Here is a 20,496-nt window from a genome sequence, read left to right as displayed (position 1 = left end):
TGCTATGACTCGTTACCTGTCGCCGTGCCGTGGCTACGTATCCAGGCTATTATTTTTAGCAGTTCATCCGGAGACAAACCATTCGATGGATCGGTTGGATCCATCAAGCCTTTACCCTTTGCTCCCATACCACCGTTGGTGCCGTGCCAGACGGTTTCAAACATGCCCTTGTTCGTGGCATCCTTTGCATAATTATAGTTGGGACCCGTCAGATTGGGGCCAACCTGACCTTGCGCGTCAGCGCCGTGACATTGTGTGCATGAATACAGTTGGAAGAGTTTTTTACCCTTGGCAATCGCATCTTGATTGCCCACGTATGGATTTTTGCCTGTTGTCATAAACTCCTTGGCTTCAGGCGTATCGAAAAACTCGGCTTTAATCGTGAGGGGGGAACCATCCTGGGTAGTAACAAACTTGATCATTTCACCAGATGAGGCTGCGGCTGCCTTGTCGCCACCGCTTGCGCTATCGCCTGATTTACCACAGCCAGCCAAACTTGCCAGCAAGATAATGCTCAGAGTGCTTAGTGTAATTTTTCGCATTGATACTCTCCTCTAACGTTATTGATTTTACTCCAACAGATATTGCTACACATAAAAAAAGCGGTCACCGCTTTTAACAATGACCGCTTTTATTTTAATTAGTGCCGAATTTTAGCGATAAGCGCTTATTCGTTACCAGTGAATGTCTTGCTGTGAGTTCTCACCCAAGCAACAATCTTCAACACTTCATCTGGTGTCAGGCCGTTTTCTGGATCGGTAGGATCCATCAAGCCTTTACCCTTGGCACCCATACCACCGTTAGTACCGTGCCAGATCGTTTCAAACATACCCTTGTTAGTCGCGTTCTTGGCATATTTGAAGTTAGGACCATGCAAGCTTGGGCCTACAGCGCCTTCAGCCTGACCGCCGTGACATGCAGTGCATGAATACAATTGGAACAACTTTTGACCGCGCTTTGTTGCAGCTTCGTTGCCAATGTAGGGGTTCTTACAGGTATCCAGGAATTGCTTTGCTTCTGGTGTATCAAAAGCCTCAGCCTTGATATCCAGTGGTGAGCCATCCTGAGTTGCGGTTAACTTACATTCGGCGCTAGCTTGCAGTGGAAGAGTCAATCCAACCAGAGCAAGCATAGAAACAAATAACGTCGCCTTAACTGCCTTATTGCCTAACATGTCATCTCCTCGTTTGAAAATAGAGCTACAGTTTGATCATGCCAAACCATGACCAACATGTAATACGTATAACGAACAGGCGTTATGTACGGTTGACCCAAGCAACCTGATAACGCCAATTCATTATTCGAATTTCGGAATTACATCACCGCGCGTTTCGCGTTTCTTTTCAACGCTATCACCGGGGACGACATCCAGATGTGGAATACCAAAATCATCCAGAATCTTCATGATGTCCGCATGCCGACGATCCAGCACTTCTTGAATCATGGCCAGACGTTCCTTGTCTTTTTTGCGCACAGCCACTGAAATATTCCAGTACTCCTTGCCATGCACATTCGTATCTTCATACTCAGGTACTGGCACAACGACCAATGGAACTTTGGACTGTTTGGCATAATACCCACCAATTGGCCCCCAGACAATGGCGATATCAATATCACCTTTGACCAGATCGTCAATCATGAAACTAGGTGGGAGATTCAAGTCACGCTGAATACGATAAGGACGGGCATTTTCCATCAGGCCTTTATCATAAATTGGACGCGATGGAGGGGTTTGACCCACAACACCGATAATACCTTTACGCAAATCCGGGGAGTCCCAATCGGTGATGTTGAGGTTACTTTCCTTACGGGTAACAAAGACATAGCCAGAGCGATAATAAGGCTTCGAAGTCAGCACCATATCGTTGCCAGCCACGGTTCCCATAATCACATCACATCGACGAGCATTCAGAGTATTTCTGATATAACCCATACGGTCATACCAGAATTGATACGATAGTTTCTTGCCAAGATCCTGAGCGATCAGCTGAGCAATCTTGTTCTCAAACCCCTCTTGTCTTGAGTTTGAATAAGGCAAATTATCCTGGTCTGCACAGACCTTGAATTCAGTTGGATCATCAATCCGGGAAGGTTCGCCACCACGGCCAACGTTCGGATCCACCTCCAGAGTATTATCATCTGCAGCAAATGCTCCATTTGCCAGGGCAGTGAAGAGTAAAACCAGCGATACTTTTTTCAAATTAATCAGCATTACCTTTGTCCTCGTGTCTGTTAGCGGCCTATTTTATCTTCTTATAATAATAAAAAGCACCCCGCCGAAGCGGGGTGCTTATGTGACACACTAACTAACGGTTAGTTCTGTAAATATTTGAATTTCTTCAACTATTACAGGCTGAACACGTTCAGTGCACCGCCGCCAGGAGCAGCGTTGTACTTGGTCAGTTCCTTGTAGCCACCAGCTGCACCCAGTGCATCGGTGTCATTGGTCATACCAAGGTTCATCGCTACGCCAGCCCAACCGCCGATACCGGACAGTACGCCAACGTATTGCTTACCCTTGTGGCTGTATGTGAAGGCATTGCCAATCACACCAGAACCAACTTGGAACTTCCACAACAGTTTACCAGTTTGTGCATCAACTGCCTTGAAGTCACGTTCCAGTGTACCGTAGAACACCAGATCAGAAGCAGTAGTCAGAACACCGCCCCATGACGAGAACTTCTCTTTGTTGTACCAAACTGCTTTACCCTTCAATGGATCCCAGGCTTCGAAACCGCCCATTACGCCATCTGGACCAGCAAACATGGTCAGAGTAGCGCCAACCCATGGTTGACCAGCAACGTACTTGGACTCAACTGGCTCGTAAGTCATACATACGTGGTTCAATGGGATGTACATCAGACCAGTGCGTGGCGAGTAAGCCATTGGCTGTTGGTCCTTAACACCCAGAGCTGCTGGGCAGATGCCCTTGGCATTGTAGTCTTGGTGAGTAGAAGCCTTAGCATCCTTATGAGGAACGCCGGACTTCAAGTCAACGTGGGTAGCCCAGTTGATGAAGGGGTGAGCTTTTTCAGCAACCAGCAGGGTGCCGTCAACAGCGTCAAATGTGTAGTTGAAACCGTTACGGTCAGTGTGGAATGCGTACTTCTTGCCACCCTTTTCGAACAGAACAACTTCGTTGATGCCGTCATAATCCCACTCATCGTGAGGAGTCATTTGATAACCCCACTTAGCGATACCGGTGTCCAGATCGCGAGCGAAAATAGTCATGGACCACTTGTTGTCACCAGGACGTACGTCTGGATTCCAAACAGATGGGTTACCAGTACCGTAGTACACCAGGTTCAACTTAGGATCATATGGCCACCAGCCCCATACGGAACCGCCGCCGTGTTCCCAGCCGTTTTTAACAGCTTGTGGCTTCAACCAGGTCTTAACGCCCAGGTCTTTTTCAGGGAACTTCAGTTGGTCTTTGGACAGAGCCTTGAAAGAACCGCCTTCTTTGTTACCACCGTTTACGTCTTGGTATACAGACAGAGCGCTGTAGTGTGGGTTAGCGCTGTTGAAATCAGCACCAATCAGCACTTCGCTGTCAGGACCTGTGGAGTATGCCTTCCATGCCAGGGAGCCGTCTTTCAGGTTGTAAGCAGCGATAAAGCAGCGAACACCGAATTCAGCACCGGAGCAACCGGTCAGAACCTTGTCCTTGATAACATGAGGAGCGTTGGTGTTAGTAGCACCGACCTTAGGATCAGTGTTCTTAACATCCCAAACCTTGGCGCCAGTCTTAGCGTCAAGAGCAACCAGCATGCCGTCATTTTGTTGCAAGAAGATCTTGCCGTCGCCGAAGCCCAGACCGCGGCTTACGTTATCGCAGCACAGAACAGCTTGTACGGATGGGTCTTGCTTAGGGAAGTACGACCAGATGATCTTTTGGTTGTCGTTCAGGTCCAGAGCGTAAACGTTGTTTGGGAATGCAGTGTGAACATACATAACACCGTTAACAACGACTGGTGAGCCTTCGTGACCACGGTTAACACCGGTAGCGAATGTCCAGGCAGCCTTCAGGTTCTTAACGTTACCCTTGTTGATTTGATTCAGGGTACTGTAGGCTTGGTTATTGTGCTGACCGCGTGGGTGTGCCCAGTTGTTTGGGTTGGCCATCGCAGCCTCTTGGTCTGCAGCAGCAGAAGCAACCATAGGAAGAGCCATGCTCATACCGATTGCCACGCCCAGAGCCAATTTAATCTTGCTCATCTCCATTTTAAATCTCCATAGTTGTTACTACTAAGGGTTTAATCAAAGCGCTAACTAGATAACTGCCCCCTATTTATTGTTATAGGTTTTTACGGCATATTTAGTTGTTGCTCTCACTCACCTTATAAGTGAGTTGATCCGAATATTAGATCACTCCAAAATGTTTTGCAATACTCTATTTACATTTTATTTACAATTAAGTTTTTCCCTTGTGCAGAATGAGTTTTTCCCTAAATTTCAAAATAATCATCACCAAATAAAACAAAGAGTTACCCTATATCACATGAATAATTCGCAGACTTACAATTTGTTTCCAGAAATTCTCCCATACCGCAGTGAATGGCTAAATGTATCTGCCAAGCACCAGATCTACTTTGAGGAATGTGGCAATCCAGCCGGGCCGGCAGTGGTCTTTCTGCATGGCGGACCAGGCAGCGGCTGCAACCCGGCCCAGCGCCGCTACTTCGACCCCGCCTATTACCGGATTATTCTGCTGGACCAGCGGGGCTGCGGCCGCAGCCTTCCTCACGGCTGCACGGAAGAGAACACGACGGAGCTGCTTGTCAGCGATATAGAGCAGCTGCGCGAGCACTTGAGCATTGATCGCTGGCTCGTGTTTGGTGGCTCTTGGGGCAGCACGCTGGCACTGTGCTATGCCATTGCACATCCCGACAAGGTACGCGGCCTGATATTGCGCGGCATCTTCCTCAGCCGACCATCAGAGCTCGACTGGTTTTTGGGCGATGTGAAACACTTTTACCCCGAAGCATGGCAAAAGCTGCTGGCATATCTGCCAGAGGAGGACCGTAGCGATGTGCTGCAGGCTTACGGCAAACTTGTGTTTAATGATGACCCCGCAATCAGCGCCCCAGCCGCCACGCGCTGGAACGCGTTTGAAGGCAGCATCATGACGCTGCTGCCTGGCAAGAACGATGGCTCCGCCAGCAATGAGGTACAAATTGCGCGCGCCCGGGTGCAGATTCACTATATAAGGAATATGTGCTTTGTCGGCCAGCGTAACTTGCTGCAAGAAGCCAAAACCCTGGTGCACATCCCCACCGTGATCGTGCAAGGACGCTATGACATGGTCTGCCCACCGATCAGCGCCTACGAACTGCACTCCGCCATGCCTCATGCATCGCTGCACATGGTGCCGGATGCCGGGCACTCTGGCATGGAAACAGGTACGCTTTCTGCACTGGTGGCCGCCACCGAAGAGTTCAAAAAGCTGTAAGCATGACGAGCCAGCTTATACACTTGCGGCTGGCTCGCTATCTAAGGTTTAATGCAGCCAGCATCCTATCCACTCAACTGGCGTAATGTCACTTTGGCGATCAAGCTCAATCAAGTTAAAGACATAGGCAATCACCCGGCACTTGCCATGCCGCTCAACGCCTACGCCAGGCGGCGTTATCGCACGCCTTTCTTCATCTTTCGCGAGACCCTAAGCGCCTTTCAGCTGCATAACGGCTTCAGCATTTCGGCATCGTTATCCTTTTATGCCATGTTTGCGCTAATCCCCATGGCGCTGCTGATTTTTTTCATGCTGAGCCATCTGGTGGTGTCATCCAACTACGCCATCGTCAAGCTGGCCATCCTCACCAGCAACCTGGTACCCAAGTTCAGCCACCGCATCATGATCGAGGTCTATAACGTCTCCAAGCACCAGGCGGTGTGGGGGGCGTTTGGCATGTTCGCGTTGTTCTGGATTGTGACGCCACTGGCCGGGGCATTGCGCTCAGCCTTTCACACCATCGCCTCCATGGTGGAAGAACCCTCGTTCATCAAACGCAAGTTCAAGGATGTGATTGGCGTTCTTGGCATCCTGCTGCTGTTCTTTATATTTACCCTCATGGGCTTGGGACTGGAAAAGGTGATTGATTTTTTCAATCCATCTGCCACGCACACCAAGCTAATAGATACCCTCAGCTCCATAGCCATCTGCACCGTGCTGATCGCCATTTTTTACCGCATCTTTTTCCCGGCGCGCATTTCACTGAAAAACATCCTCATCGGCTCGGCCATTACCGGCATCATGTGGATCGCCATGCGCCCCGCCTTCGGGCTTTTTCTTTCGCTGAACCAGTCTTACGACACCGTGTTTGGCGGCATGAAAAACATGTTTATCTCCATCGGCTGGCTGTATTACACCTTTGCCGTGTTCCTGCTCGGCACCGAGCTGATCTCTACCCTGCATAAAAAAGACGTTTTATTGCTGCGTGGTTTATTCGGCGAATTGCCCAAGGATAAAGAACACTACCTGCAGGAGCTGATGAATCGCTACGGCAAAATCTACCAGCGCGATGAATATGTCTTCCGCCAGGGCGAGCATGGGTTGGACCTTTATTACATCGTCATGGGCAAAGTGCAGCTGATCTTCCCCGGCGGCACTATTCGTGAAATCGGCCCCGGTGATTATTTTGGAGAAATGGCCCTGCTTACCGATAGCCCGCGCGTGGCCGATGCCAAGGTGATAACCGACCATGCCGACATCGTGATTATCAGCGCCGACAACATCGAAACCCTGCTTATGGGTGAGCCCAAGGTCGCCATGCGCTTTCTCAAGCACATGGCGCGCCGTCTGCAACACAGCAACCACACGCTGTAAGCCTGCGATTTTTCAATAGAAATTCCGGTAAAATGCCGACCTTAACCCGCCAAACCATTTAACCTTGTTTCAAACATGGATTATCATAGCGGGATTACGCAGGAGACCTTTGCAGTGCCCGATATTATTGTTGCCGCCCTATATAAATTTGCCCCGCTGGATGACTACGAAACCATGCAGCCCGGCTTGCTCGATCTATGTAACGCCCAAGGCCTGAAAGGCACCTTGCTGCTGGCCGCTGAAGGCATTAACGGCACTGTTGCCGGGAGCCGCGAAGGCATAGATGCCATGCTCGCCTACCTGAAATCAGACCAGCGCCTGGCCGACTTGGAGCATAAAGAATCCTTCGCCGAAGAAATGCCCTTTTACCGGATGAAAGTGCGCCTGAAAAAAGAGATCGTCACCCTCGGCGTGCCCGGCATAGACCCCAATAAAAAAGTCGGCACCTATGTAAAGCCCGAAGACTGGAACGCGCTGATTAGCGACCCGGATGTCATCGTCATCGACACCCGCAACGATTACGAATACGACATCGGCACCTTTAAAAACGCGCTTGATCCGCACACTACCACTTTCCGCCAGTTTCCCGAGTATGTCAGCCAGAACCTCGACCCCAGCAAACACAAAAAGGTCGCCATGTTCTGCACCGGCGGCATACGCTGTGAAAAAGCCAGCGCCTTCATGCTGGAACAAGGCTTTGAGAACGTCTACCACCTGCAGGGCGGCATCCTCAAATACCTGGAAAACGTGCCCAAAGAAGAAAGCCTGTGGGAAGGCGAATGCTTTGTGTTTGATCAGCGCGTAGCCGTCGGCCATGGCCTGGCACTGAGCGAGTACGACCAGTGCTACGCCTGCCGCCACCCCATCTCACCCGAAGAAAAAGCATCCCCGCACTACATGGCAGGCGTATCTTGCCCGCACTGCTACGACAAAATCTCAGACGAGAAAAAATCCCGCATTCTGGAACGGCAAAAGCAGATAGAACTTGCCAAAAAACGCGGCGAAGCCCATATCGGCGACGCGGCCAAAACCAAGCTGGAGCAAATCAAGGCGACCAAGCATCACGAAGAGTAGCCTGACAAGCTCCCCCCATAAAAAAAGCGCTGCATTGTCAGCGCTTTTTTATGGGATGTATGTCTCTTTAGAAAATTGATCTAAGGCGTTGTGACTGGAGGCGCACTCGGATCGCTCGTCACAGGTGGCGCACTACCATCCGGCGAAGTTACCGGCGGAGCACTCCTGATAGTAGATGTCGCGGGCGCCGTTTTACCCGACACCGGCGGCGCGCTAGTCCCAGAGACGGGCGGCGCGCTCGGTGCAGTTTGATTGGAAGGGGTGGACGTTGGATTCGCAGGCGCGAAAGTATCCGGCGAGGTAGAGTCCGTCCCCGGCGAGCGCTGCGAGCCCGCAGGCGCAAAGGTATCGGGCGAAGAAGGCTCCGTGCCCTGCCGCGTGCCAGCCCCCGCGGGGTCAACAGTATTAGGCGATGAAGGAGATGTAGTTGGTGACGGAGCAGTAGTCGCCCCTGTGCCAGCCCCACTTCCTCCGGCTGGCGCGCCTGCAGCACCACCGCCCGCCGCCACGCCACCCGCCTGCAGGTTAGCGCCCCATATCAACATCAGTGCAATAGACCACTTTCGAATTAACTTCATAGCTAGCCCCTTAAGGTTTCGTTTCGTAAAAACTAGTCCTTAATATATCTTGCAGCTATAAGCTGTTCGCTGAAGTTGTTGTCAGAATGTATTAGCACGGCAGAAATGATTTCTCACATCTACTTATGCTCATCGCTATTTGCATGGGATTACTAAGCTCGACTTGGATTAGGACTCTTTAGTTTTTTCCAAATAAAAAGGGTTAGCAAAAAATGCTAACCCTTTTTATTTGGTGGGCCTCCTGGGAGTCGAACCGATCACCAAGGGATCATGAGTCTTTATCTATGCATCACATCGCGCACAAGAGCCTTAAAATATTTCAACAATAATGGAGTGCTCCCGGCGCCATAAAAACATACGGGGTATGTTCACTGCACTATAAACACTCCCCAGCAAGCCTTGTCCCGATAAAGCTCGCATGGCTATCTTTTCTCGTGATGCCCGCTATCAAAAATCGCTTGGATCAGTCCAGCGCCCCCCAAGATGTTGAAAATTGTAAGTTGGTTGTATACACAACAATGCTAGCTTGATACCCCGATCAAAGTCCTATCAAGCTGCAACCAACACTTGTGGCTTTCATACTCATTGCGCATATTGCACACCTTCGTTATGCCATACTGAGCGCAGGCGCAATCTCAATACAATTACGGCCGTTTGTCTTGGCTACGTACAATGCGCCGTCAGCGCGCGCGATCAAGGACTCAATCGAATCATCATCCGTTGACCATTCCGCCAAGCCAATGCTGACGGTAATCGCAGGCAAGGCATCGTCTTCAGAAATTGCAACTGCACCTAGCAACCGTTGGGCAGCCTGCATCGCGTTAGATAAACCAGTTTCAGGCATCAGAATCAGAAATTCCTCGCCGCCATAGCGTGCGAACACATCATGCGGACGCAGTAAGTTGCCCACCTTTTTGCACATGGTGGTGAGAATTTGGTCGCCCACGAGATGCCCGAACCGGTCATTAATGCTCTTGAAGTGATCAATGTCGAGCATTGCGATACAGAATGAGTGGCCATGGCGCTGACTGTGCGAGAACTCAAGTTCTATTGCATTGATAAGCGCACGCCGATTCAGGACGCCGGTCAGCGGATCTCGAGTCGCCAGCACCTCAATGAACGCACGCACAAAGTCAGATGCCATCGTCGCGAAGCTGATCACAAGCATCATATTGCAGACGGTGAAGCTACCCGTATAAATGATTTGGGTGAGATTTTGGGTAAGCAAGCCACTGTCGCCTTGCGGAAATACCAATGCATGAACGCTGCGTATGCCATATATGAGCACCAATGCAGTTAGCCAAACAAGCGTCGCAGTGATGCCAGTCGCTCTGGCGTCGTCTCTCTTTCGCGCAGAATGCCACACGATACTCGCATGGTATGCATTGATGACGGCACAAACACCGGCGACGATGACCACACGAGCACGGAAACTGGCCTCAGAATAGACAAACCAGGATACAGCGATGGTTGCCACGGCCACAAACACGAGCCAAGGAACCCATTTGAGCTGTTTGCCGAAATACTCCAGCGTTCCAGAAAGCCAAACCACATAAGCCAGCATCAGCAAACAGTTTCCCAATGTCACGGATGCCAGCTGCGGCACCCAGTCTCGCAATCCGAGCATGAGTAATGCACCGAAAATCATCCATGCTCCCACCACCCAGGCTTTAAAGCCCGGCACGGGAAGCGGTGTTGCTCTGGCTAAAGATGTCACTACAATTGCCATCAGAGCACAGGTGATACTGCCGATCAAAATGCTAGTACGCGGATCCATGGGTTGTATCCATATTGTTTTTGTTTGTCATGTAGCCGAACAATCAGCCCCCTTTCACCATTTGAATCGAAGGCCTATCGTTCCTCCATATCCATGCGAATCACCACTGGCCAAGCCGGAGTTGTAGCCGGCTTCTCCGTAGACCGAATACTTGTCATTGTTCCAGTTGTACGAGCCACCAAAGCTGAGTCCGGCCCACAGTCGGTCGTTGCGACTGGCGAAGGTCTTATCGGCAACCGTGACTGAAGTGCCGTTAAAGAACTCGTTGTATAAATTGGCGATGCCATAGAAACGGGTGCGGTTTTCCTGATAATCGAGACTGATGCCGAAGCGGCCTTGCAAGCTGTCGTCACGCCCTGGTCTGACCGATGCACCAAAGACGTCAGTGAAGCCATTGAAGCTTGCCTTGGAATAGATCATTTGAGCTTGCGGTGTCACGGACCAGTTGCCATTCATCTTGACGCGTTTGCCGCTTTCGACCGACCAGGCCTGACCGAAGGCATGGTTGCCACTTTGAAGACTATGAACTGAATTGGCAGACAGGTTGCTGCTGTACCAGGTCAGTTGTGCTGCACCATCTACATAAAATCCGCTTTCTCCATACCAGGTCAGCGCACCGCCAACACCGTAGCCATTGGTGGAAATATCACCGGAGCCATAGTTGTTGGCACCATAACGCCACGACGTTTTGGCGCTGCCATGCACATAGTGGACGAGGGCGCTGCCAACGAGTTTGCCGTTGCTGTTTTCCATGAGCATGGCATCGATGCCGCCCTGCATTCTGTATGTGTCGTACTGATAGTCACTGCCGGAAGTCGACTCTTTCGGCGTCATCCGGTTATAGCCACCTTCTACCCGCACCCACATACCATTCGTTTCGGTAAACGTACCCATTACGCCGCGCCCATTGTCTTTGAAAGACGAGCTGCTGCCATCACTCCAAAAGCGATTGCCCACCCGTTGCTGCAGTGTCGGCAATCCATTCAGCCCTAACAGGATTTGCGGATAGGCTTCGTAGCTTGGCACGCCTGGTTGATATAGTGGTGTGCTCGGTGGGGCAGATGTGCTTTGTAAAACCGAGCGCAGGTACCAATCGCCATCTGCAGGTGTGGATGCACCTCCTGCATAAAGGCGGTATGCATACGCACCAGCCACGACAGCTTGTTGGCCTTCATAAGTGGTATTGCCTACCAGTGAGAATGTACCGTTGGAGGCGCCCATCACCTCAATGATCCTGATGCCTTCAGTCGTCTGTGCACCGGCTCCGCCGAAGTTCGTTACTTTGACCGGCGTGGTACCTGAAGTACTGCCGGTGATGACCAAGCGGTCTGTTGCCGAGCTGTCGTCTCCCAGTTGAGTCCTGATTTCGATACTGCCGCCCGCTGGGGTGTAGTTACCTGCGATGGTGAGTGTGCCTAGGCTATTAGCGTGGCCGGGAGCGATGACGCCAAGGTTAGTGGTGACTCCGACCTGGCCGATACCGGTCAGGCGTGCGCCAGATTCCACATCGATAGTACCGCCGAGGATGCCGTCCATCTGCAGCGTTCCCGCGCTTACTACTGCGTTGCCGGTAAAATTCGAACTATCGCCGGTTAATATCAGCGTGCCTGCGCCCAGTTTGTTAAAGATGGAGGTGCCGGTGAAAGCCGTACTAACACCTATGGTGTGCCCATTGGTATCGAACCATGCTCCTTCGGCTCCGACAGCCAGTCCCGCGAATCCGCTCAGGAAATTGGCTTCATTACGGTTGGCACGCAGGATACCGCCATTGAGGTCCAGATTGACAGTGCCAGCCCCTGCGATAACTGAGCCGGTTTCGAGAATGCCGCGCCCGGTAGCATCACCGTTGAGATGCAATGTACCGCTACTCGTAGCATTCCTTGCGATATAGACATTGTCACGAATGCTCACCAAGCCGCCCTTTTCGATGTTCACTGTGCCGGAGCCACTTACCCCGACGATCAGATCATCACTAGAGCTTAAGGTCGAGGTATTGCCGGTACTACTTGATACGGTCACCGTCCCCTGTCCTCCGTTGTCGAAGCCGACATAGATCGTTGCGGCGCCGCCGCCATTTTGCACCGTGCTTACCGTTGCCCCCTCCAGTACACTCAAATCGCCAACACCTCCGAAACCCACATAGATGTTGTCAACGGGATCCCAGAGCGAACCAAGACCTGTAACGGTAACGTGCCCGTCGCTACCTCCAGCGTAGCCGATAACTCCCTGACCGCTGTGTACCGTACCGCCATTGTTGATCTGAAGCGTGCCGCTGCCGCCAGCGCCAATTTGAAAGGATTGCGTGAACGGATTTCCCCAAGTCGATCCTGCACCTGAGACAATCACAATACCCGTACTGCCGCTATCGTTGCCGATAGTAGCGGCCCCGCTGTTCGTTACGACACCACCATTAAGGATGTTGAGTGCGCCGTTACTGCCAGCTTCAACACCTATATAAATCTGACCGGAACTAGTCCAGGTCGAGGCATTTCCGCTGCCGTCTGTACCCTGGACAGTAATGGTTCCGTTACCAGTTCCGGTATTACCGACGTAGCCCCAGTCGTTGCTTACTGTGCCGCCGGCATCGATCAGCAAGGTCCCGACGTTCGTATCGCCAACGACAAGATCACCACCAACGTTCCAATGCTGCGCTCCCCCAGGGGGCAGAGAATTCAAGTCACCAGTGGCGCTTACGGATTCTGCGCGCACCTGTTGCATGCCATCGCCTGCATATACCAATGCAGCGAACGCGGTTGACAGGATCAGGGGGCGGCGATGAAGGAGGGGCGTGTTGTCATGCTTGGTTCGGCAACTTTTTCTCTCTGCGGCACACAATGATGTCACAGCGTCATTGGAATAATTTAAAACACGTGAGCATTGCAAAAAATCACGATTGGAATTTGTCATTAATGCCCCCCATTAATTCAATGCGTAGATTTAAATCTATGTATTGTTGAATCAAGGCCACTCAAGGAATCGATATCGATTGCGCGCCCCTTTATGGGATATGGGTCAGGTAGGGCACATCTTGAATAATAAAAAAGTTATGCAACAAAAAAAGCGCTCAGGAACCAGGCTAGGAGTCGCCCAAAAGATCCGCCCCACCATCAGTTGCTGAAAGCTTGTGTGTACTGGGCTGTCAGTACTTCGATTAATTGACAAATGCTGGCCTAAGCCCGATGCATACATAATCCTTCTATCCAGATGATAGTCGATGAGGCCGTGGCTTATGACAAGACAGCAAAGACCCCTTCATCCTTGAATATATGGGAGATTCGTAGTGCAATGTGCAGACCCATTTTTTGCAAGCGCTTAAATCTGAGAATATCCGACCTTGGGCATGATGCGATGTTCTACAGAAGATAATCACTCTTAACTATGGATAATAGAACTGGGAAAGATGAATCGCCCCGGCTATCTTAGACAGTTGAAAGCCTCTCTAAATAACGCTTTTCATAATCTACTGGCGACAGGCCATTGTTGAACCTTTAATAAAAAAAGGGGTTACGAATTAACGTAACCCCTTTTTTATTTTGGTGGGCCTCATCGGAGTCGAACCGAGCATCAACGGATTATGAGTCCTTACGAATACACAACTGTGAGAAACAATATCCAACTTTACAAATAGTTAGCACTCATAACCTAACAATGAGCCTTTGTTAGATATCAGTATGGTTGAACCTTCGTTGAATCAAAACTGTATTCAGGCCATGGCCAGTGGCTGCCTATTTGGATTCTCCAGCAAAGGCCTATCTTGCATCCGACGTTGAGTATTTTATTTTGAACCAAATAGCATACATAGCTGGCAAAAACACGAGCGTCAGGATTGTGCCAGCAAAAGTGCCGCCAATGAGGGTATAAGCTAAGGTTCCCCAGAACACGGAATGTGTGAGTGGAATAAATGCCAGAATAGCCGCCAACGCCGTCAAAATGACTGGACGTGCGCGCTGGACGGTCGCCTCGACCACAGCATCAAAACGGCTCATGCCTTCTTTCAGGTTATGTTCAATCTGTCCGATTAGAATCAGCGTATTGCGCATCAAAATCCCAGACAACGCAATCAGCCCCACCAACGCATTTATCCCAAAAGGTTGTTGAAAAAGAAGCAATGTGGGAACCACCCCAATCAGACCCAATGGGCTCGTCGCAAATACCATCATCATGGCCGAGATCGAACGTACCTGCAGAATGATGACAACCAGCGTCATCGCAATCATGATGGGGAACAAAGGCAGCAATGCCTTGGTCGCCTTGCCTGATTCTTCCGTGGCGCCAGCTTCTTCAACACGATAGCCTGTTGGCAATTTGGCGATGACGGGCTGCAGTTGCGCCTTGATCGCAGCAGATACATCTGGTGGTTGCAGTTCCTGAGCGATATCGCCACGCACAGTAATGGTCGGCATGCGGTCACGTCGACGTAAGGTGGCGTCTTCCATTCGCACATCGACTGTTCCCATCTGTGACAATGGAATCCTTTGGCCAGCCGAGCCTACCAGGGTAAAGCCGCCGATTGCGCCTGGATCAAGACGCACATTCCCGGCTGCACGGGCAATCACCTGAACCGTGCGTATATCTTCACGTACGTAGGTGACTGGCAATCCACTTAGAAGAAACTGAAGTTGCTGCGCAACACCATTAGACGTCAAGCCCACCGCCTGTATTCGGTCCTGATCAAGGGTAAAGTGCAGCGTGGGAACCTTGGCGCCCCAATCCGTATTCACCGTGCGCATCATAGGACTGGCATCCATGACCTGCTTTACCTCATATGCAATTTCACGAATTTTTTCCGGATCAGGCCCTGACACACGGAAAGCGACCGGGAAAGGGGAATACGGACCGAACACAAGTTGCGTGACACGAACGCGCGCCTCCGACGCGAGGCCATCGGCAATCGCTTGGCGCAGCTTGATTTTCAGTGCTTCGCGCTGATCTTGACTCTCTGTCTTGACGACAATCTTGGTAAACGATGGGTCCGGCAACTCAGGCGACATGGCCAGATAAAAGCGCGGCGCTCCCTGACCAATGTAGGAGGTAATGATCTTGGCCTCTTTTTGTTTGGCAAGCCATGCTTCTACCTTGGCCGTGGCGGCACTGGTCTGCTCAATAGAGGTTCCATATGGCATCTGGACCTCAATCAACACTTCCGGCCGGTCGGATGTCGGGAAAAACTGCTTTTTCACCACTCCCATGCCTAGAATTGCCACGATGAACGTGACTATAACCACAGCAGCCACCAGCCATTTGCGGCGAATCACGAAGCCGAGCGTTCGGCGAAAACGATTGTAATTGGGGGTGTTGTAAATAGCGCCATGCCCGCCTTCTATCTTCTTGATATCCGGGAGCAGCTTTACCCCAAGGTAAGGCGTGAATACCACGGCCACGACCCAGGATGCAATAAGAGCGGTACCTACAATCCAGAACATGTTGCTGGTGTATTCACCGGCCGTGGAGAGTGCAAAACCATTCGGCATGAAACCAATAGCTGTGACTAATGTGCCAGACAACATGGGTGCAGCGGTATGGCTCCATGCATAAGAGGAAGCAGCAATGCGGCTATACCCCTCCTCCATTTTTACTACCATCATTTCGATAGCGATGATGGCATCATCGACGAGCAAACCTAGTGCAAGGATCAGCGAACCCAATGTAATGCGGTCAAAATTCTTGCCTGTGGCAGCCATGACCACGAACACAGCAGCCAAGGTCAACGGCACAGCGGCAGCTACCACAATCCCTACACGCCACCCCATGCTGAGGAAGCACACGACCATGACCACCAGGAGCGCTACGAAAAACTTGACCATAAACTCATCGACCGACGAAGAAATATTGACGGCTTGATCGGTCACCTTGGCCAACCCCATTCCTTGTGGAAGTTCAGCATTGATAGCAGAGACCTCACTATCCAGTGACTTACCGAGATCAAGGCCATTCCAGCCGTCGCGCATCACAACGCCTAACAGAATGGCAGGCTTACCATTGTTGCGTACCATAAAGGTGGCGGGGTCTTCGTAGCCACGTTCAACCGTCGCCACATCCGAAAGTTTTAAGGTACGTCCTTTCGCCTGGATGGGGGTATCACGGATTTTCTGCAGTTGATCGAAGGCCCCATCAATTCGAATGACTACCTGAGGACCTTTGATGTCGATCGATCCTGCCGGCGTCAATGCATTCTGATTATTCAGCGCCGCAAAAATTTCCTGAGGTGAAATGCCCAATGTGGCGAGACGGTCATGTGAAAAGGCAATGAAAATGCGCTCGGATTGTTCGCCTATGATGTTGACTTTCTTCACGCCCTCCACATGTAGCAGACGCTGACGCAGGCTTTCGGCATCACGTACCAGCAAACGATGCGGCTCATCCGGGGCAGATAATGCAAACAGGGCAAATGTCACATCGGCATACTCGTCATTAACTAATGGCCCAATGACACCCGCCGGGAGATTATGTGTTTCATCTCCGATTTTTTTCCGCGCCTGGTAGAACTCTTCCTGCACTTTGGACGGCGGCGTACTGTCCAGCAAGGTCACCGTGGTGAACGCCAAACCGGGCCTGGTATAGGTTTCCGTCCGGTCATAAAAGCGTAACTCCTGCATGCGCTTTTCGATTCTTTCTGCTACTTGGTCTTGCATTTCCTGCGCAGTAGCACCCGGCCAAGCGGTGATGACTGTCATCGTTTTGACTGTGAAGGGGGGATCTTCAGCGCGCCCCAGTTTGAAGAATGCAATCGCCCCGGCCAGCGAAATAAGAATGATCAGGAACAACGTAACGGAGCGCTCTCTGACGGCGAGCGCGGATAAGTTAAAGGTGCTCATCGTGTTTCTCCAGCACCGGTGGATGCACCTTCGTTACTTGCCACACGAACCTGCTCCCCCTCTCTCAACAGATGAGCGCCCAGAGTGACAATCTGCTCACCGGTCTTGAGTCCGCTATTGATTCGTGCAAAGCTATTATCCAAGCCTTGAATGGTGACGGCTCGCCAGGAAACATGGGTAGGTGATCCTTCTACCACCCAGACGCCGGCGCCTTTGCCTGCATCAAAAATTGCCCCGACAGGTACTTGGAGACTGTTCTGAAGTGCCACGCCATTTTCGGGAATACGAATGGTGACGGTCGCGCCAAGCGGTGCATCGGCCAAATCACCTTCCAACACATATCTGGCTTCAAATGTGCGGGAAATGGCATCCGCCACGCCTGACAACTGGCGCAGTTTGGCGGACACAGCAACATCCCTGCCATAAAGACTGGCCTGGGCGATAGACCCCAGTCCAGGACGCAGCGTTTCAGGCAGATGAATGATGGCCTCACGTTGCCCGGCCCGCGCGATTCTGATGACAGGCTGACCAGCGTCGACGACCTGACCAGGTTCTGCCAATGTTTCCACAACCACCCCATCCGCATCTGCGAGCAGCACGGCATAGCTGGATGCATTGCTGGCGACGCCCGCTTGCGCTTCTGCCGCATTAAGTTGCGCTTTGGCAGAATCCGCCGCAGCCTTAATTTTATCGTAGGCTGACGCAGAAACAGCGCCTGCAGCTACCAAGTCGCGATTTCTAAGCTCATCTTCAGCTGTCTGATCGGCCAGCGCTCTGGCGGCGGCAACCGCTTCCATGCGCGCACGCGTTTCCAACTGAAAATCTTTAGGGTCTATACGCATAAGCGTTTGGCCAACCTTGACGAACTGACCTGTGTCCACCAAGCGTTCCAGGACTTTTCCGGAGACACGAAAACCGAGATCGCTTTGCACGCGTGCCGCCACTGTTCCTGTGAAGGCACGAGAAGATGAAGAAGCCGCCTCAACCGTTCCAACTCTGACAAGGGCGATTTGCGTACGTGGATCAGGACTGGACTTCTCGGTGCACCCTGCCAATACCAGTATCAGAAAACCAAAAAAAGCGAGTGAGGCAAGCTGTGGACGTCGCATGAGTATCCCCTTCATATAGTGATGGGGACTCATTGTTGGTTATGTGACCAATTTAGTCAATAGTCACATGGTAATTTTATGGCGATAAGCTTCTGAGCACCAAGGCTGACACTAAGGAAGGTGCTTCTTCAACCAAGTGTAGGTTGTGCTGCAGGAGCAAGGGATTTATTAATGGTCGCATTACGAGGTGTATCGCATTTACCGTCTCATCAATCGGCGTCTTGCGTTCAAACTCCCCGGCCTCCCGGCCTTCCCGAATAATATTTAAAAGCATGTTCTTTATCTCGGCTTCATAAACGAGCGTGGGAGGCCATCGTTCACCCGCAGCAAAGGCGGCGATCTCATACAGTTTGCGGTCCTGGAAAAAAAGCTCAATGCTATTCTTCACCAAACCACTGAAAATATTGCGTAATTTAGAAGAAGGCGTTGGCGCCTTGGCAACCTCCTCTTTCACATTGGCAATGATGGTCTCTAGGCAATTGGCGCAGATCACCTCACCTATGGCTTGTTTCGAGTCAAAAAATTTGTAGATGTAGGCCTTGGAAAAACCGATAGATTTTGCCAGATCAGAAACGGTTGTTTTCTCGTATCCATAATGACTGAAGTGCTGATCTGCGGCTTCGATAATTTGCGTACGTACATTATGGTCAACCGGCCCTCTTGGGGGAGTAATTGGAGAAGTAGATTTATTCATACCGAACACGGTACCTATATTTATAAAATTTGACAATAAGTGACCGAATGGTAATATGGTCACAACTATGGATGAGTGAGAATATTATGGTGCTTCGTCAACCTCTGGTTCTTTTTACATTTACCGTCGCACTGGCTGGTTGCGCGGTAGGCCCTGATTATAAAAAACCGGAAGTATCTTTAACCGATCATTATCTTGCTTCTTCTCAAGTTGGACAAAGAACCGCCATAAATGATGCATATCTTGATATGTGGTGGGAAGGATTCAATGACCCTTTACTCACGCGTTTCGTTTCCATTGCCTTTAATCAGAACCTTGATCTAGCGCAGGCATCCGCGCGTATCACTCAAGCACGGTCAGGCTTAAGCATGGCAAATGTTGCCTTATTACCATCTGGCGATCTAAGTGCATCTGCAGCCAGAAACCATCAATCGCTTGAAACGCCATTGGGACAACTCCTGAATGCGACCCCAGGCTATGACAGAAATGGCCGGCAATACGAAGCCAATATGAGCGCCTCTTGGGAGATGGATTTATTCGGCGGGCTACGCCGTGACCAGGAGGCCGCCATGGCCGAATACCAAGCTTCTGAAGCGGGTAAAAATGCCACGCGCCTAGTCGTTGCTGCGAAAACGGCCGACTTGTATATCCTGATCCGTGGTTTGCAAAATCGTATTGCGATTGCACAGCATCAGCTTGAGACCCAACAGAAGCTGGTCACTCTGGTAGAGCTGCTTCATAGCAGAGGACTCGCCCCCACCAGAGACCTCGATCAAGCGAAGGGTACGCGCGCTCAGACCGAATCCACGATCCCAGCCCTTGAGGCAAATCTTGAAGAGGCAATGAATGCTCTCGATGTCATGCTTGGCGTTCCTCCAGGGACTTACAGGAATGAACTTGCTACCGTCCAGAATATTCCATCTTCCCCTCAAATCACCGCCATGGGCACCCCATCCGACCTACTTAGACGTCGCCCCGACCTGATCATGGCAGAGCGTCGCCTGGCAGCCAGCAATGCCAGAATCGGCGCTGCAACAGCGGAGTATTACCCCAAGTTTTCCATCACCGCTCTACTTGGTACGGCGACTGCAATTTCGACTGGGAATATGTTTAGTAGCGGCGCCAATCAAGCCACAGGCGTGCTTGGCCTGCGCTGGCGTTTGTTTGACTTTGGGCGCATCAATGCGCAGATAGAAATGGCAAAAGGTCAGGAAGCGGAGGCCATGGCGGCGTACCGTCAAGCTGCACTTCGCGCCACAGAGGATGTTGAGAACGCCCTCTCCTCTTTAATCAAGCGCGAGCAACAAACAGCGCTTTTGTTACAAAGCGAGACCTCGCTTTCACAAGCACGGAATTCCGCGTTTGTCGCGTATCAAAAAGGCGCGGTCAGCATGATTGAAGTGCTATACGCCGATGAAAATCTGCTTAGAACGTCCGACGCAAAAGCACAAGCTCAAACTGAGGCCGCCCGCTCGGCTATCGCGGCTTTTAAGGCCTTGGGAGGCGGCTGGGAGCCCAGCAAAGCTTCACCTGGCTCACCCAATTTACTTTCCATGAATGCCCAGTAATCGCATATAGCAAGAGGATTGCTCTGCCGATGTCGTCAATTGAATTCAAACAGGG

General features: G+C 51.2%; 14 protein-coding genes. 4 read left to right on the top strand and 10 right to left on the bottom strand.

Annotation, left to right across the window (positions count from 1 at the left end):
- Positions 1-2 precede the first annotated feature (2 nt).
- The 4 genes from LG204_RS06185 to LG204_RS06170 all read right to left on the bottom strand — a co-directional run bounded on the left by LG204_RS06185 (position 3) and on the right by LG204_RS06170 (position 4,224).
- The gene (locus LG204_RS06185) at positions 3-542 is read right to left on the bottom strand and encodes a c-type cytochrome (protein WP_230336448.1); all 540 of its coding nucleotides are present in this window, start codon (positions 540-542) and stop codon (positions 3-5) included.
- Positions 543-667: 125 nt separating this feature from the next.
- Entirely contained in the window at positions 668-1,174 is a 507-nt protein-coding gene (locus LG204_RS06180; protein WP_230336447.1) for a c-type cytochrome, read from the bottom strand.
- Between the two features lie 123 nt (positions 1,175-1,297).
- Positions 1,298-2,212, bottom strand: coding sequence for a substrate-binding domain-containing protein (locus tag LG204_RS06175; RefSeq protein WP_230336446.1), 915 nt, complete (start codon positions 2,210-2,212; stop codon positions 1,298-1,300).
- Positions 2,213-2,346: 134 nt separating this feature from the next.
- Positions 2,347-4,224 carry a methanol/ethanol family PQQ-dependent dehydrogenase gene (locus tag LG204_RS06170; protein WP_328441288.1) on the bottom strand — a complete coding sequence of 626 codons (1,878 nt, stop codon included), beginning with the start codon at positions 4,222-4,224 and terminating at the stop codon, positions 2,347-2,349.
- Positions 4,225-4,501: 277 nt separating this feature from the next.
- On the opposite strand from LG204_RS06170, the gene pip reads away from it, so the two are divergent.
- The 3 genes from pip to trhO all read left to right on the top strand — a co-directional run bounded on the left by pip (position 4,502) and on the right by trhO (position 7,900).
- A complete protein-coding gene (pip, locus tag LG204_RS06165; protein WP_230336445.1) occupies positions 4,502-5,452 on the top strand; it encodes a prolyl aminopeptidase in 951 nt (316 codons plus the stop codon).
- Between the two features lie 93 nt (positions 5,453-5,545).
- A complete protein-coding gene (locus LG204_RS06160) occupies positions 5,546-6,826 on the top strand; it encodes a YhjD/YihY/BrkB family envelope integrity protein (RefSeq protein WP_407664210.1) in 1,281 nt (426 codons plus the stop codon).
- A 114-nt stretch (positions 6,827-6,940) separates the two neighbouring features.
- Positions 6,941-7,900 carry an oxygen-dependent tRNA uridine(34) hydroxylase TrhO gene (gene trhO / locus LG204_RS06155; RefSeq protein WP_230336443.1) on the top strand — a complete coding sequence of 320 codons (960 nt, stop codon included), beginning with the start codon at positions 6,941-6,943 and terminating at the stop codon, positions 7,898-7,900.
- 80 nt (positions 7,901-7,980) lie between these two features.
- Here the strand turns inward: trhO and LG204_RS06150 are convergent, their stop codons facing one another.
- From LG204_RS06150 to LG204_RS06125, 6 genes are all read right to left on the bottom strand, one after another.
- Positions 7,981-8,478 carry a hypothetical protein gene (locus LG204_RS06150; RefSeq protein WP_230336442.1) on the bottom strand — a complete coding sequence of 166 codons (498 nt, stop codon included), beginning with the start codon at positions 8,476-8,478 and terminating at the stop codon, positions 7,981-7,983.
- Positions 8,479-9,085: 607 nt separating this feature from the next.
- Entirely contained in the window at positions 9,086-10,255 is a 1,170-nt protein-coding gene (locus LG204_RS06145; protein ID WP_230336441.1) for a GGDEF domain-containing protein, read from the bottom strand.
- 54 nt (positions 10,256-10,309) lie between these two features.
- Positions 10,310-13,162: an autotransporter family protein gene (locus LG204_RS06140; RefSeq protein WP_230336440.1), complete on the bottom strand. Its 2,853-nt coding sequence runs from the start codon at positions 13,160-13,162 to the stop codon at positions 10,310-10,312.
- Between the two features lie 842 nt (positions 13,163-14,004).
- Entirely contained in the window at positions 14,005-17,070 is a 3,066-nt protein-coding gene (locus LG204_RS06135) for an efflux RND transporter permease subunit (RefSeq protein ID WP_230336439.1), read from the bottom strand.
- On the bottom strand, positions 17,067-18,179 hold the full coding sequence (locus tag LG204_RS06130; protein ID WP_230336438.1) for an efflux RND transporter periplasmic adaptor subunit: 1,113 nt from the start codon (positions 18,177-18,179) through the stop codon (positions 17,067-17,069). The genes LG204_RS06135 and LG204_RS06130 overlap by 4 nt, the downstream gene beginning before the upstream one ends.
- A gap of 76 nt (positions 18,180-18,255) precedes the next feature.
- On the bottom strand, positions 18,256-18,873 hold the full coding sequence (locus tag LG204_RS06125; RefSeq protein ID WP_230336437.1) for a TetR/AcrR family transcriptional regulator: 618 nt from the start codon (positions 18,871-18,873) through the stop codon (positions 18,256-18,258).
- Between the two features lie 71 nt (positions 18,874-18,944).
- On the opposite strand from LG204_RS06125, the gene LG204_RS06120 reads away from it, so the two are divergent.
- Positions 18,945-20,441 (top strand): efflux transporter outer membrane subunit, encoded by a 1,497-nt coding sequence (locus LG204_RS06120; protein ID WP_230336436.1) that lies wholly within the window; start codon positions 18,945-18,947, stop codon positions 20,439-20,441.
- Positions 20,442-20,496: the final 55 nt, after the last annotated feature.

Origin of the sequence: Methylovorus menthalis (genome assembly GCF_020523625.1) — a bacterium.
GTDB lineage: Bacteria > Pseudomonadota > Gammaproteobacteria > Burkholderiales > Methylophilaceae > Methylovorus > Methylovorus menthalis.
The sequence above is the reverse complement of the archived record's forward strand: the minus strand, read 5'-3'. Positions and strand labels throughout refer to the sequence as shown.